This is a genomic window from Streptomyces virginiae, from assembly GCF_041432505.1.
GTDB lineage: Bacteria > Actinomycetota > Actinomycetes > Streptomycetales > Streptomycetaceae > Streptomyces > Streptomyces virginiae_A.
Map to the genome: position 1 here is coordinate 3,495,883 of NZ_CP107871.1, position 13,247 is coordinate 3,509,129.

At 71.2% G+C, this 13,247-nt stretch carries 12 protein-coding genes; 4 read left to right on the forward strand and 8 right to left on the reverse strand.

The features are described from left to right. Positions 1 to 35: 35 nt before the first annotated feature. The 3 genes from OG624_RS16355 to clpS form a co-directional block, all read right to left on the reverse strand. Positions 36 to 1,475, reverse strand: coding sequence for an amino acid permease (locus OG624_RS16355; RefSeq protein WP_033226627.1), 1,440 nt, complete (start codon positions 1,473 to 1,475; stop codon positions 36 to 38). Positions 1,476 to 1,793: 318 nt separating this feature from the next. Continuing rightward, positions 1,794 to 2,396, reverse strand: a complete 603-nt coding sequence (locus OG624_RS16360; RefSeq protein ID WP_033226625.1) for a DUF2017 domain-containing protein — start codon at positions 2,394 to 2,396, stop codon at positions 1,794 to 1,796. Continuing rightward, positions 2,396 to 2,710, reverse strand: coding sequence for an ATP-dependent Clp protease adapter ClpS (gene clpS, locus OG624_RS16365; protein WP_030010601.1), 315 nt, complete (start codon positions 2,708 to 2,710; stop codon positions 2,396 to 2,398). The genes OG624_RS16360 and clpS overlap by 1 nt, the downstream gene beginning before the upstream one ends. 144 nt (positions 2,711 to 2,854) lie before the next feature. On the opposite strand from clpS, the gene OG624_RS16370 reads away from it, so the two are divergent. Beyond that, on the forward strand, positions 2,855 to 4,183 hold the full coding sequence (locus tag OG624_RS16370) for a nicotinate phosphoribosyltransferase (RefSeq protein WP_033226622.1): 1,329 nt from the start codon (positions 2,855 to 2,857) through the stop codon (positions 4,181 to 4,183). Between the two features lie 260 nt (positions 4,184 to 4,443). Further along, positions 4,444 to 5,046: a nicotinamidase gene (locus tag OG624_RS16375; protein ID WP_030724296.1), complete on the forward strand. Its 603-nt coding sequence runs from the start codon at positions 4,444 to 4,446 to the stop codon at positions 5,044 to 5,046. 16 nt (positions 5,047 to 5,062) lie between these two features. On the opposite strand, the gene OG624_RS16380 is transcribed toward OG624_RS16375, so the two are convergent. Both OG624_RS16380 and OG624_RS16385 read right to left on the reverse strand, forming a co-directional pair. After that, on the reverse strand, positions 5,063 to 5,365 hold the full coding sequence (locus tag OG624_RS16380) for a hypothetical protein (RefSeq protein ID WP_033226620.1): 303 nt from the start codon (positions 5,363 to 5,365) through the stop codon (positions 5,063 to 5,065). A 112-nt stretch (positions 5,366 to 5,477) separates the two neighbouring features. After that, positions 5,478 to 7,832, reverse strand: coding sequence for an immune inhibitor A domain-containing protein (locus OG624_RS16385; protein ID WP_033226619.1), 2,355 nt, complete (start codon positions 7,830 to 7,832; stop codon positions 5,478 to 5,480). Between the two features lie 484 nt (positions 7,833 to 8,316). Here OG624_RS16385 and OG624_RS16390 point away from each other — a divergent pair, with 484 nt between their 5' ends. Beyond that, positions 8,317 to 8,622 (forward strand): hypothetical protein, encoded by a 306-nt coding sequence (locus OG624_RS16390; RefSeq protein ID WP_033226618.1) that lies wholly within the window; start codon positions 8,317 to 8,319, stop codon positions 8,620 to 8,622. A gap of 69 nt (positions 8,623 to 8,691) precedes the next feature. Here the strand turns inward: OG624_RS16390 and OG624_RS16395 are convergent, their stop codons facing one another. Next, positions 8,692 to 9,432 (reverse strand): RDD family protein, encoded by a 741-nt coding sequence (locus tag OG624_RS16395; RefSeq protein WP_033226617.1) that lies wholly within the window; start codon positions 9,430 to 9,432, stop codon positions 8,692 to 8,694. A 99-nt stretch (positions 9,433 to 9,531) separates the two neighbouring features. Further along, complete coding sequence (locus OG624_RS16400; protein ID WP_033226613.1) at positions 9,532 to 11,034, reverse strand: RDD family protein; 1,503 nt, start codon at positions 11,032 to 11,034, stop codon at positions 9,532 to 9,534. A gap of 257 nt (positions 11,035 to 11,291) precedes the next feature. On the opposite strand from OG624_RS16400, the gene OG624_RS16405 reads away from it, so the two are divergent. Next, positions 11,292 to 11,771, forward strand: coding sequence for an SsgA family sporulation/cell division regulator (locus OG624_RS16405; protein WP_033226612.1), 480 nt, complete (start codon positions 11,292 to 11,294; stop codon positions 11,769 to 11,771). A 47-nt stretch (positions 11,772 to 11,818) separates the two neighbouring features. Here OG624_RS16405 and OG624_RS16410 read toward each other — a convergent pair whose 3' ends face one another. After that, complete coding sequence (locus OG624_RS16410; RefSeq protein WP_033226611.1) at positions 11,819 to 13,201, reverse strand: FAD-binding oxidoreductase; 1,383 nt, start codon at positions 13,199 to 13,201, stop codon at positions 11,819 to 11,821. Positions 13,202 to 13,247: the final 46 nt, after the last annotated feature.

Sequence of the window (13,247 nt, forward strand, 5' to 3'; positions counted from 1 at the left end):
CGCGGCAGGCGGCCGGGACTCGCGGCGTCCGAGCGTTACGAGGCCTTGGTGAAGGCCGCGCCGCGCGGGTCGCGGGACTTCATGACCAGGTAGGAGACACCCAGGATCAGACCCCACAGCGGGGCGCAGTACAGCGAGACGCGGGAGTCCTTGTCGGCGCCCATCATGACGATGACCATGCCGATGAAGAGCAGCGCGAACCAGCTCGTGTACGGGGCGCCGGGGGCGCGGAACGCGGACTGCGGCAGCTCGCCGCGGTCGGACTTGGCCCGGTAGCGGATCTGGCAGACCAGGATCATGATCCAGGCCCACATGCCGGAGATGGTGGCGAAGGAGACGACGTAGTCGAAGGCCTTGCCCGGGGCGACGTAGTTGATCCAGACGCCCACCAGCATCAGCGCGGCGGAGAAGGTGGTGCCCACCAGCGGGGTGCCGCTCTTGGTGAGCTTGGTGAAGACCTTCGGGCCCTGGCCGTTGATGGCGAGGTCGCGCAGCATGCGGCCGGTGGAGTACATGCCCGAGTTGCAGGAGGACAGCGCGGCGGTCAGCACGACGAAGTTGACGATCGCGGCGCCGATGCCGAGGCCCATGCGCTCGAAGGCGGCGACGAAGGGCGAGACGCCCGGCTGGAAGTGCGTCCACGGGACGACCGACAGGATCATGATCAGCGCGCCGACGTAGAAGACGGCGATGCGCCACGGCACTGTGTTGATGGCCTTGGGCAGGGTCTTCTCGGGGTCCTTGGACTCGCCGGCGGTGACGCCGACCAGCTCGACCGCGAGGAAGGCGAACATGACGATCTGCAGGGTCATCAGCGTGCCGCCGATGCCCTTGGGGAAGAAGCCGCCGTCGTTCCAGAGGTTGGAGACGGTGGCGGTGTCGGCCGCGTCGGAGAAGCCGATGGTGAGGATGCCGGCGCAGATCAGGATCATGCCGACGATGGCGGTGACCTTGACCATGGAGAACCAGAACTCCAGCTCACCGAAGAGCTTCACGGAGATGAGGTTGGCGGCGTAGAGGATGACCGTGAAGATCAGCGCGTAGGCCCACTGCGGGAAGCTGTCGTGGGTCCAGTACGACATGTACTGCGCGGCCGCGGTGACCTCGGTGATGCCGGTGACCACCCAGAACAGCCAGTACGTCCAGCCGGTGACGTATCCCCAGAACGGGCCCAGGAACTCGCGGGCGTAGTCCGAGAAGGAGCCGGAGACGGGGCGGTACATGAGCAGCTCGCCCAGGGCCCGCATGATGAAGAAGATGACCAGGCCCGCGATGGCGTACGCCAGGATCAGGCTGGGGCCGGCCTTGGAGATGGCCTTGCCCGCTCCGAGGAACAGGCCGGTGCCGATGGCCCCGCCGATCGCGATCATCTGGATCTGACGGGCGCCGAGCGTGCGGTGGTAACCCTCGCCGCCTTCGCCCTGTCCGCCCTCGCCGGGCGTCTTGTCGTGCTGCTCGACCTGCACAGAGGTCATGTCTGGTGCGCCTTTCTCCACGCCGACCCGCGCCTTCGTTGGCTGCGGATCGGGTCCTCGATCCCCCCGGATACGGATGGAGTTGCACGCCGGCGATCAGCCGGGCCAAGCCAGCCGGGGGACATGGGTGGCGTCCCTTCGGCAGTCGTGAAGATTTATCACGGCCTTACGGCTGCCCGAGGGGGAGAAATGTGGCGCAGGGCATCAAAAATTCACCCCAAAGACCCAGAAATGGATCAGATCACCGCATGGCGGTGATCTGATCGTTATCCGGATTTGAGCGTCCGCTGAGCGAACACTGTTCCCTCTTGAGGATTCTCAGAGGGTTTCGATCAAGGTTTCCTGGAGGCCGCCGAGCCAGAGGTAGGCCATCACCATCGGCTTGCGCGGGTCCTCGTCCGGCAGCCGGAACAGCACCGCGCTCTCGTCGTCCTCGGTGATGTCGAGCCGGGCCGCGATGGTCAGACGCAGGTCGTTGAGCGCGCCGAGCCAGCGCAGCGGCAGCTCGCCGGACAGCTCCAGCACCGCCGCCCCGTCGCCGGCCGGGGTCAGCCCGTCCAGGCTGCGTACGACGGCCAGCGCGTCCTCGCGCTTGCGGGCGCGCAGGTCGTTCTCGGTGAAGCGGCGGAACTCCGCGGAGCGGGCCACGAGCTCATCGGGGTCCACCCCCTTGTCGCCGGCCCCGTCGGGGGCCCCGTAGGCGTCGGGGAAGAGCCGGGCCAGCGCCGGGTCGGACGGGGGCTCGGAGGGGCCCTCCGCGAACAGCGCGGCGAGCGGGTCGGCGTCCTCGGCGGGCTCCGGCTCGCCGGGGCCGATCAGCTCCAGCATCTGGACGGCCAGGGAGCGCAGGATCGAGATCTCGATCTCGTCGAGCGCGATGGCGGCGCCGCCGCCCTTGAGGGACTCGAAGGTGCCGCCCATCAGTTGCGGTCCTGCGAGAGGGTCGCCCACAGGCCGTAGCCGTGCATGGCCTGCACGTCGCGCTCCATTTCTTCGCGGGTGCCGCTCGACACGACCGCCCGCCCCTTGTGATGGACGTCCAGCATCAACTTGTGTGCCACGTCCTTCGAGTAGCCGAAGTACGCCTGGAACACGTACGCCACGTAGCTCATGAGGTTGACCGGGTCGTTGTGCACCAGGGTCACCCAGGGGACGTCGGGTTCGGGGACCGCGAAGGTCTCTTCGGCGGATTCGGTGCGTTCGATCTCAACAGGAGCAACACTCACTCGTCCCATGCTGCCATCTCGACTGCGCCACCGCCCAAACCGAGGCCGGACGGCCCCCCGTGACCGACCGCTCCCGTGCCCCGTGACGGCCCGGTCCCACAATCGCGGCCTACATCTCGTCACTTTGACGAAATGTGCGCTAGCATCCCAGCCATGAACCCTGCGGACCTGGGCCTGCCGGTGGACGTGCCGTCGACAGCGCTCTTCACGGATCACTACGAGCTCACGATGTTGCAGGCCGCGCTGGCCAACGGCACCGCCGATCGACGCTCGGTCTTCGAGGTGTTCACCCGCCGGCTGCCCGAGGGCCGCCGCTACGGGGTGATCGCCGGAACCGGGCGGGTGCTGGACGCGGTGGAGAACTTCCGCTTCGACGGCGCGGTGCTGGAATTCCTGCGCGAGCGGGCCGTCGTCGACATGCGGACGCTGGACTGGCTGGCCTCCTACCGCTTCTCCGGCGACATCTGGGGCTACCCGGAGGGGGAGGTCTACTTCCCCGGCTCCCCCGTCCTGCGGGTGGAGGGCAGCTTCGCCGAGTGCGTGCTGCTGGAGACCGTGATCCTGTCGATCCTGAACCACGACTCGGCGATCGCCGCGGCGGCCTCCCGGATGTCCTCGGCGGCCGGCGGACGCCCGCTGATCGAGATGGGCGCCCGGCGCACCCACGAGCTGGCGGCCGTCGCCGCGTCGCGGGCCGCGTACGTGGGCGGCTTCACCTCGACCTCGGACCTGGCGGCCGGATTCCGGTACGGCATCCCGACGGTCGGCACGAGCGCGCACGCCTTCACCCTGGTCCACGACAGCGAGCGGGACGCCTTCACGGCGCAGGTGGACTCGCTGGGGCGGGGCACCACCCTGCTGGTGGACACGTACGACGTGGCCGAGGCCGTCCGCACGGCGGTGGAGATCGCCGGACCGGAGCTGGGCGCGGTCCGGATCGACTCCGGCGACCTGCTGCTGGTGGCCCACCGGGTGCGCCAGCAGCTCGACGAGCTGGGCGCGACCTCGACGAAGATCGTGGTCACCTCGGACCTCGACGAGTACGCCATCGCCTCGCTGGCGGCGGCCCCGGTCGACGCCTACGGCGTGGGCACCCAGCTGGTGACCGGCAGCGGGCACCCGACGTGCTCGATGGTCTACAAGCTGGTGGCGCGGGCCACGTCGGCGGACCCGAAGGCGGCGCTGGCCCCGGTGGCCAAGAAGTCCTCGGGCGGCAAGACCTCGATCGGCGGCCGCAAGTGGGCCGCGCGGCGGCGGGACGCGGAGGGGGTCGCCGAGGCGGAGGTCATCGGCGTGGGCCCGGTGCCGGCCGCCCTGGCCGACGACCAGCTCCTGACCCAGCTGGTCAAGGCCGGCGAGGTGGTGGCCCGCGAGCCGCTGGAGGCCGCCCGGGACCGCCACCGCGCGGTGCGGGCGAGTCTGCCGCTGTCCGCGACGCAGCTCTCGCGCGGCGAGGCGGTGCTCCCCACGGAGTACGTGTAACCCCGCGGGTCCGCCGCCGGGGCCCTGCCCCGGACCCCGCTCCTCGATCGCCGGAGGGGCTGATCCTGCACCGGTCCGGCCCGCGCGGCGCCGTTGCGGGGGCCCCGCGCCCGAGCCCCCGCGCCTCAATCGCCGGGCGAGGCTGTTCGGAGCGCCGTAGGGGTCTGGGGCGGAGCCCCAGTTTCGGGAAGGGGCGGGGTGGGGGAAGAGCCCCCCGCAAGGCCCGCCGCAGCACACCATCGAGCCGAAGGGCACGCGAAATGCACCGCGCACTGATCGTCGTCGACGTACAGAACGACTTCTGCGAGGGCGGCAGCCTCGCGGTCACCGGCGGAGCCGACGTCGCCGCCGCCGTCACCGAGTACATCGGCCAGGCCACGCCCGCGTACCGGCACGTCGTCGCCACCCGCGACCACCACGTCGACCCGGGGTCGCACTTCGCGCACCCGCCGGCCGAGCCGGACTACGAGACCTCCTGGCCCGTCCACTGCGTGGCCGGGACCGAGGGCGTGGGCTTCCACCCGAACTTCGCCCCCGCCGTGGCCTCGGGAGCCGTCTCCGCCGTCTTCGACAAGGGCGCGTACGAGGCCGCGTACAGCGGTTTCGAGGGCGCCGACGAGAACGGCACGACACTCGGCCAGTGGCTGCGGGACCGGAACGTCACCGAGGTGGACGTGGTCGGGATCGCCACCGATCACTGCGTGAAGGCCACCGCCCTCGACGCCTCCCGCGCCGGCTTCGGCACCCGGGTCCTGCTGGACCTGACCGCCGCCGTGGCCCCGCACACGACCGCACGGGCCCTGGACGAGCTCCGTACGGCCGGTGTGAAGCTCGTCGGCGGCCGCGCCGACCAGGCCCCCTAGGACGCCTCGGGCGCCCCTACGTGCCCAGCAGGGCGCGGATGGGGTGCCAGAGCTCCTGCGCGCGGTCCGGTGCGCCGCGCCAGAGCAGGCCGTCCGGGTGGTGCAGGACCGCCGTGACCTCGTCCGGGGTCGGCGGGTGCGCGTTGCCCCGCAGGTACACCGCCCGCATTCCGAGGTTCCGCAGCCTGGTCAGGGCGCGGGCCCGGTTCGCGGCGTGCACCAGCACGCGGACATTTCCACCTTCTCCGGACGGCCTCGGCAGTGTGAGCGCAACCACCACACTGCCGCCCGGCAACCTCACGAAACCGCCGCCTGGCATCGCTGTCATCTCCCCCGTCAATAAGAAACTCGTACCGGGCATCTAAACGCGAACGGCCGCCGCCCGCTAGGGGGCGACGGCCGATCATGCTTTGACCTGCGGTTTTAACGAGTTACTTCGAGGAGGGGCCGACCTCGATGGTCATGACCTCGCCGTCGTAGGACTCCTTCAGGATCTTGATCTTGGTGTTGGTGTCAGTGACCTTCACCGATCCGGTCGGGTTCTCGTCGTAGTAGTACTTGCCCTTGTGGTCGTCGAAGACCAGGTTCGCGGGCTTCGGCTTGAGGAAGAGCTCCTCGCCGTTCTTGTGCAGGGTGAACGCATCCGTGGAGTACGCGCTGAAGGTGGCGTCGTACGGCTGGATCTTGTTGCGGAGCAGCGTGCCGTCCGCCCACTTCATGGGCTTGGCGTTGGCGTCGATCGGGAGGATCAGACCCTGGCCCGGGTGGACGCTGGTGTTGTTGTCCTTCTGGCTGGTGTCCCACTGCCAGATGAGCAGACCGTCCTGGTACGGGTAGTGCTCGACCCAGTCCGGCTTGGTGTTGCCGAAGCCGAAGTTGTACGGGCCCACCTTGAGGGTGGAGTCGGACGACACGTAGCGGCGGTTCTCCGCGATGTAACGCTGCGCGTACTCCTTGGAGAAGTCGGCGCCGATGCGCGAGAAGCCCTTGCCGGTCCAGCCGTTGTCGCCGTTCTCGGCGCCGTCGGTGAACAGCGCGGAGCCGTCCGCGGTCAGGGAGATGGCGTCGGCCGCGAAGCCCTTGCCGCCCGCGCCGCCGTCCGTCTGGTAGCGGAAGCGGAGGTCGACCTTCTTGCCCGCGTAGGCGTCGAGCGGGAAGTTCAGCGACTTCCAGGCACCCGAGACACCGGTGAGCGACGGGCTGCCGGAGGCGTCGACCGGGAGGGCCGTGCCGTCGGCGGTGCCGGCCAGCGCGGTCCAGGTGGCGCCGCCGTCCGTGGACACCTCGGTGTAGAGGTAGTCGTAGTCGGCCTCGATGTCCCACCAGCCCTTGAGGGACAGGGCGGCGGACTTCTTGCCGGTCAGGTCGACCGAGCGGGTCAGGGTGTTCTTGAGGTCGTCACCCATGTTGCTCCACCACTGGGTGGAGCCCTCGGCCGGCTTGACGACCTCGGTCTTGACCTGCTTCTTCGGCAGCTCGACGACCAGCGCCTGCTTGTCCTTGGTGTTGAACGCCGACACGCCCAGCTTGTGGGTGGACTTCGTCGCGGCCTTGGCCGTGTCGTAGTTCAGCCAGCCCAGCTGGAGCTTGTCCCAGGCGGTCATGTCGCCCGGGGTGTCACCGATGGAGTCCTTGCCCTTGCCGAGCCAGGAACCGGCCGACATCAGGGACCAGAAGCCGACGCTGTTGTCGCCGCCACCGGTGGTGTCGTAGAGGTCCGGCAGACCGAGGTCGTGACCGTACTCGTGCGCGAAGACACCGAGGCCGCCGTTCTCGGGCTGCATCGTGTAGTCGCCGACCCAGATGCCGGTGCTGCCGATCTGGGTGCCGCCGGCCTTGTTGTTGTCCGGGCCGGTCTTGCCCGCCGCGGTGCCGTAGGCGTACCAGCGGTGCGCCCACAGCGCGGTCGTGCCCTGAACGCCGCCACCGGCCGACTCGTCCTCGCCCGCGTGGACGATCTGGAAGTGGTCGATGTAGCCGTCGGGCTCGTTGAAGTTGCCGTCGTTGTCGAAGTCGTAGCGGTCCCACTGGTCGTACTGGGACAGCTGCGCCTTGATCTGGGCGTCGGTCTTGCCGGCCTTCTTCTGGGCCTCCGACCATGCGGTGACGCCGTCCTTGACGGTGTCCCACACGTTGGAGCAGTTGGTCTGGCCGCAGTAGTTGGAGCCGTAACGGCCCTCGTTGTACGGGACCTTGACCCAGTCGGCGACCTCGCCCTCGACCGAGTAACGGCCCGAGGAGGTCTTCTCGTAGTAGGTCTTCAGCGACTCCTTGCCCTGACCCGTCGCGAAGTACAGGTCCTGGAAGTACTGACGGCTGAAGTCCTTGCGCCAGGCGGTGCTGTTGTCCTTGGCGCGGTCAGGCTGGGCGATCGTGTTGTGCAGCGGACCGGGGGTACCGCCGTACTTGGGCGCCTCGGGCTTGGGGCCCGGGCCGTCCGGGTCGTACATGGTCGTGTTGTCGACCTGGTCGCCGAACTCGACGAGGATCGTGAAGATCTTGTCGGTCTTCTCGCGGCCGAGCTCGACGTACTTCTTGTCGTCGAGCTTGACGACCTTGGAGGCGCCACGCTGCTCGACGCCCTTCTTGCCGGTCAGGACCTGGTCCAGGGCGGCCGCGCGCTGCTTGGCCTGCTGGTCGCTGAACGGGCCCTTGAGGTCGTGCTCGACGACCTTCGAAGGCGAGGTCGGGTCCTGCCGGTCGGCCGCCGGGGCGGCCGGAGCCTTACCCTCGGCCTGAGCCGCGGTAACGGTGAAGAAGGTGGCGCTTGTCGCACAAGCGGCCATGGTCACGGTGACAGCGGCAGCGCGTATCGCACGCCGTCTGGCGGAATTGCTGGTCACTTGATGTCGTTCCCCTCCCGCGGCCGCAACGTTGGTCGGAACTTCTCCATAGGAGCGGGGGGTTCCGCGCGGCGCGCGTCTCAAGTGACGACATTTGACCGGAGGGAAGCAAGAAAAGACAGACCTTGACTTGACCCTTACAACTGCACTATGCGGTCAGGGAGTTCCGCTATCCGGACGTTCCACAGCCATACGGGGCGAAGGGCCCTTCCCGACCCCGCCGGCGGTCCGTCCCGTCCCCCTTTCTCCCCCTGCCGTCACCCCGCCGTCGCCCGGAAAATGATCCCGTGCGCCCCCTGTGCTCCGGCACCGTGTGTTAGGTCACGCTTACCGGCGGTCCGACTCGGGCATCTCCCGTCATAGAGTCACTTGACGCGCGAACTGGTTGAGCCGACTCCCCCTCCCCTCACCGAGGACGGATATCGCCATGCCGCGTCCGACTGCCGCACAGCTCGCGTACGGGTCCGCCACGGTCGTCGTGTCGACGATCGCCATGCTGCTGCTCTCCCGGACGAGCACCGGGCTCGGCGTCGCGGTCATCTCCGCCGCCGCGCTCGCCCTGGGTCTGCTCGTCGCGCTCACCGTGCCCCTGCCGCGGCGCCGTGGCCGCCACGCGGCGCGTACGGGCGCCTCCCGGGCCGCCGCCGGCCCCGTCGCCCAGGAGGGCGCGACAGGGGACGCCCGGGTGCCCGAGCCCCGGACGGCTTCGGCCGAACACCCCGTACACCACTGACGATCGACGCCGGACGCGGCGCGGGCGGCCTCCCCGGAGGGAGGCCGCCCGTGTGGCGATGCGTCATGTCTAGCCGGTGGCCTGGACCACCACGGTCTTGGCGACCTTGTCGTGCAGGCCCTGCTTGTAGGGCTTGTCGACCAGGATCGAGACGACCAGCGCGATCGGCCACAGGCAGGCGCAGCAGATCAGGGTCGGCAGCCAGAGCACGGCGGCGCGCGACAGGGCGGCGTTGGAGTTCGGCACGCTGCCGTCGTTGAGCATCGCGACGCGCAGGCGCATCGCCTTCTTGCCGACCGTCTGGCCGTTCTTCTTGGTGAACCACCAGTCGTAGCCGACGTACGCGATGATCGAGATCAGGGTCATGATCAGGCCGCTGCCGCTGTAGGACTTGCTGAAGACATCGCCGATGTCCTCGCCCTGGTCGGTGTCGTACCGGTAGCGGTTCGCGCCGAACGCCCACTGGATGAGGGCCAGCGGAATGGCGATGATCACGACGTCGATGATGCGCGCGAGGAGCCGCTTGCCGAAGTCGGCGAGCGGGGGCATCCCGGCGAGCGGATCGGGCATGCCGTAGCCGCCGCTCCCGCCGTACGGGTCCCCGCCACCGCCGTACGGGGGCGGAGGGGGCGGGTATCCCCCGCCACCGCCCGGACCGCCGGGCGGACCTCCGGGCGGGGGCGGCGGACCACCGCTGCCGGGGGGCGGCGAGCCGTACGGCGAACCGCCCGACGGAGGCGTCGGTTCCTGGGGCTTCTTGAGGAACGGGTCGTCCTCGGGCGGCTGGCCCGGCGGTTGGTCGGTACTCATGGCCCGAGTCGAACCCGGCTCCGACGGCCTCGCAACGGGACCGCGTCCATTCGGGGGCAGGAGCCGTCCCAGGGGCCCGGCGGGGCCCTGCGGGCGCGCTCAGCGGGCCACGTACGTCCGGGCCGCCTTGTCGTGCCAGGCCTGGCGGCGCGGGCGGTCCACGAGGCACCAGAGGCTGCCCGGAAGGCCGAGGAAGGCGTACACCAGCCACCGGCGCAGGGCCGCGCCGAAGGTGGGCGGGCGCAGGGTGGCGGTGGCCAGGACCCGGACGCCCAGCAGCTTCTTGCCCGGGGTGCGGCCCCAACGGGCCGTGGGCAGCGCCTCGTAGAGGATCCCGAAGAGGAGGACGGCGCCGAGGACCACGCCCAGGTGGGCGGCGATGGTCCCGTCGAGGAGCCAGACGGTGGTGGTGCGGCCGCTCGCCCGGGCGGCGTCCACCTTGGCCTCGACGTGGGCGGTGGCCTCGGGCAGGAGCGGCCGGGCCACGGCCACCGCGACGGCGGCGTGGACGAGCGAGTCCAGGAGGCGGGCCACGGCCCGGCGCGGCAGTCCGGCGGGGCGCACGGCCCGCTCGGCCATCCGCTCGAACACCTCCCGGGGCGTACGGGCCCCCGCGGGGCGGGGGCCGGCGCCGTCGGGGCGGACCTCCTCGGGCCCGAGCGGCTCCCGGCTCCGCGGCTGGGGCCGTGCCTCCGGCCGGGGCTCCGACGCGGCCGGCGCCTCGGGCCGTGTCGCGATCCTCGGGCGCACCCCGGCGGGGCGCGGCGCCCACACCTCGGGCCGGTCGGCGGCCGGGGCGGCCGGCGCCTCGGGGGTGAGGGGGCGCGGCCGGGACGGCGCGGGAGCGGGGGCCGGGGTGGGCGCGGGCACCGGCGCGGGGGCCGGGGCGGGAGCGGCGACCGCTTCGGGCCAGGAGGAGGTGAGCCCGGACGCGCCGGGCCCGCCGGTCCCGGGGGCGTCGGGCCAGGCCGGGTTCCGGTCCGGAGCCGGGGTCTGGGCGGCCGGGGAGCGCACCGACAGGATCCCCGCGGAGGCCTGCTCGGGACGTCTCGCGGGGGCCGCCGCGGGGGCCGCCGCGGCGGCTGCCGTCCGGGCCAGGGAGATGCCCGCCGACCGCGGTGACGGTTCCGGTTCCGGTTCGGGTTCCGGTTCGGGCCGCGGAGCGGGCTGCGCGGCGGGTTCCGGATCCGGCGTGCTGCCCCATGACACCCGGTGGTCGCGGGGCCCGCCGAAGCCGGCCTGGTGCACGGGGTCGGCCTGCCACACCACGGGCTCGGCGACGGCCGCGGGGGCGGGAACGGGCGCAGGAGCGGGTTCCGGGAGCGCCTCGGTCATCGAGGTCTGGTCGAGGAACACCGGCCCGGTCTCGTCCGCGCGCACGGCGTGCCCGCCGTGAACCATCGGTACGGCGGGTGCCGCGGGCGTGGCGACGGGGGCGGGTGCGGGGGTGGCCTGCGCGACAGGTGCCTGCTGCGGGGCAGGGCGGCTCGTACCCGGAACCCAGGCCGCTCCGTTCCAGTAGCGGATGTACCCCGGGATGGACGGATCCGGGTAGTAGCCCTCGCGGGCCGCGTGCTCGCCGTCACCAGGGGAGGCCGTCATGTCCCCAACTCCGATCGTGGCTTGAGGCTTGTGCAAGGGAGGACCATAGCCAAGAACCGCCCCCCGACAGGTCCGGTAACGGGAGAATCCAAGCAAACGAGCGAACGTCACCCTGCACGACGGTTTTCGGTCAGCCGAAAGAAATCAGCCAATCTCCGGTTCGTCGCACGAAGTCGCGTCATACCCGGGCACACTGCCGCTCTCTCCGGGTGTGGGGCACCGTCCGGCCCCTCGCACCGAACCGAAGTGAGGCCGTCATGCACCACCCCGTCATCGAGCGCGAGCTGGAACTGAAGCTGGTCCTGTCCCCCGAGCGCAGCATCGCCGTGCCCGCCCGGCTGCTCTACGTCACGCACGACCCGTACGCCGTCCACATCACCTTCCACACCGGCTCGAACACCCCCGTCAACTGGACGTTCGCCCGCGAGCTGCTGGTCGAGGGGGTGTTCCGCCCCTGCGGCCACGGCGACGTCCGGATCTGGCCCACGAAGGTCGACAACAAGGCCGTGCTCTGCATGGCGCTCACCTCCCCCGACGGCGACGCCCTCCTGGAAGCCCCCGCCGGCGCGGTGTCGGCCTGGCTGGAGCGCACCCTGCGCGTCGTTCCGCCCGGCACCGAGACCGAGCGGCTCGGCCTGGACGACGCGCTGGTCGAGCTGCTCACCCCGACGCCGGCCGACGACCTGTGGCTGCGCGACCCGTGGCCGTCGGACGAGTCGGCGGACGGGGACCTGTGAGGCGGGGCGAGCGCGCGCGGGCCGGCCCGGACGGTCGGGCCGAGGTGTCAGAAGAGCTTGCCGGGATTGAGCAGCCCGAGCGGGTCGAAGGCCTGCTTGACGGCCCGTTGCATCTCCAGCCCCACCGGGCCGAGTTCGCGGGCCAGCCACTCCTTCTTCAGCACGCCGACCCCGTGTTCGCCGGTGATGGTCCCGCCCAGGGAGAGGCCGAGCGCCATGATCTCGCCGAAGGACTCGCGGGCCCGCCGCGTCTCGTCCTCGTCCGCGGGGTCGAAGCAGACGATCGGGTGGGTGTTGCCGTCGCCGGCGTGCGCGCAGACCCCGATGAGCAGGTCCTGGGCGCGGGCGATGGCGGCCGTACCGTCCAGCATCTCGCCGAGCCGCGAGCGCGGTACGCACACGTCGTCGATCATCGTCGCCGGCCGCAGCGCCTCCAGCGCGGGGAAGGCCATCCGCCGTGCCTGGAGCAGCAGTTCGGTCTCCGCCTCGTCCTCGGCGGGCACCACGGCGGTGGCCCCGGCGGCCGTGCACAGCTCGCCGACGGCCGCGAGGTCCTCGGGAGCGTGCGGGGTGTCGAAGGCGGCCAGCAGGAGGGCCTCGGTGGCCTCGGGCAGCCCCATCTTCCCGAGGGCGTTGACGGCCCGGACGGTCGTCCGGTCCATCAGTTCCAGCAGCGAGGGGGTCAGGCCCGCCTCCATGACGGCGCAGACGGCCTCGCAGGCGGCCGCCACGGAGGGGAACTCGGCGGCGAGCGCCAACTGCCGCGGCGGCGCCGGTCGCAGGGCGAGGACGGCCTGGACGACCACGCCCAGGCTGCCCTCGGAGCCCACGAAGAGCCGGGTCAGGTCGTAGCCGGCCACGCCCTTGGCGGTACGCCGGCCCGTGCGCAGCAGCCGCCCGTCGGCCAGGACCACGTCGAGGCCGAGCACGTACTCGGCGGTGACCCCGTACTTGACGCAGCACAGGCCGCCCGAGGCGGTGCCGATGTTGCCGCCGATGGTGCACTGCTCCCAGCTGGAGGGATCGGGCGGGTAGTACAGGCCCTGGCGGGCGACCTCGCGCGAGAGCACGGCGTTCACCACGCCGGGCTCGACCACGGCGATCCGGTCGACGGCGCTGATCTCCAGGATCCGGTCCATCTTGACGAGCGAGAGCACGATGCAGCCGTCGGAGGCGTTGGCGCCGCCCGACAGGCCCGTCCGGGCACCCTGCGGGACCACGGGGATCCGTAGGGCGGTGGCGGTGCGCAGGACGTGCTGGACCTGCTCCACGGTCCGGGGCAGGACGACGGCGGCCGGTGTGCCGGCGGCGCAGAAGCTGGCCATGTCGGTGGCGTAGGAGGTGGTCACCTGGGGATCGGTGAGCAGGGCCTCGGCGGGGAGCCCTTCGAGCAGGCCGGCCCGCAGACGTGCGAAGAGATCGTCATCCATGGGACCAGCGTGGCAGCCGGGGCCATCGGTGTGAACACGACCGCGC

Coding starts and splice junctions, on each gene's coding strand:
- OG624_RS16390 (WP_033226618.1), top strand. CDS start 8,317: ATGCCGCGTCCGACTGCCGCACAGCTCGCGTACGGGTCCGCCACGGTC.
- clpS (WP_030010601.1), bottom strand. CDS start 2,710: ATGGGACGAGTGAGTGTTGCTCCTGTTGAGATCGAACGCACCGAATCC.
- OG624_RS16385 (WP_033226619.1), bottom strand. CDS start 7,832: ATGGCCGCTTGTGCGACAAGCGCCACCTTCTTCACCGTTACCGCGGCT.
- OG624_RS16375 (WP_030724296.1), top strand. CDS start 4,444: ATGCACCGCGCACTGATCGTCGTCGACGTACAGAACGACTTCTGCGAG.
- OG624_RS16410 (WP_033226611.1), bottom strand. CDS start 13,201: ATGGATGACGATCTCTTCGCACGTCTGCGGGCCGGCCTGCTCGAAGGG.
- OG624_RS16400 (WP_033226613.1), bottom strand. CDS start 11,034: ATGACGGCCTCCCCTGGTGACGGCGAGCACGCGGCCCGCGAGGGCTAC.
- OG624_RS16355 (WP_033226627.1), bottom strand. CDS start 1,475: ATGACCTCTGTGCAGGTCGAGCAGCACGACAAGACGCCCGGCGAGGGC.
- OG624_RS16380 (WP_033226620.1), bottom strand. CDS start 5,365: ATGCCAGGCGGCGGTTTCGTGAGGTTGCCGGGCGGCAGTGTGGTGGTT.
- OG624_RS16360 (WP_033226625.1), bottom strand. CDS start 2,396: ATGGGCGGCACCTTCGAGTCCCTCAAGGGCGGCGGCGCCGCCATCGCG.
- OG624_RS16370 (WP_033226622.1), top strand. CDS start 2,855: ATGAACCCTGCGGACCTGGGCCTGCCGGTGGACGTGCCGTCGACAGCG.
- OG624_RS16405 (WP_033226612.1), top strand. CDS start 11,292: ATGCACCACCCCGTCATCGAGCGCGAGCTGGAACTGAAGCTGGTCCTG.
- OG624_RS16395 (WP_033226617.1), bottom strand. CDS start 9,432: ATGAGTACCGACCAACCGCCGGGCCAGCCGCCCGAGGACGACCCGTTC.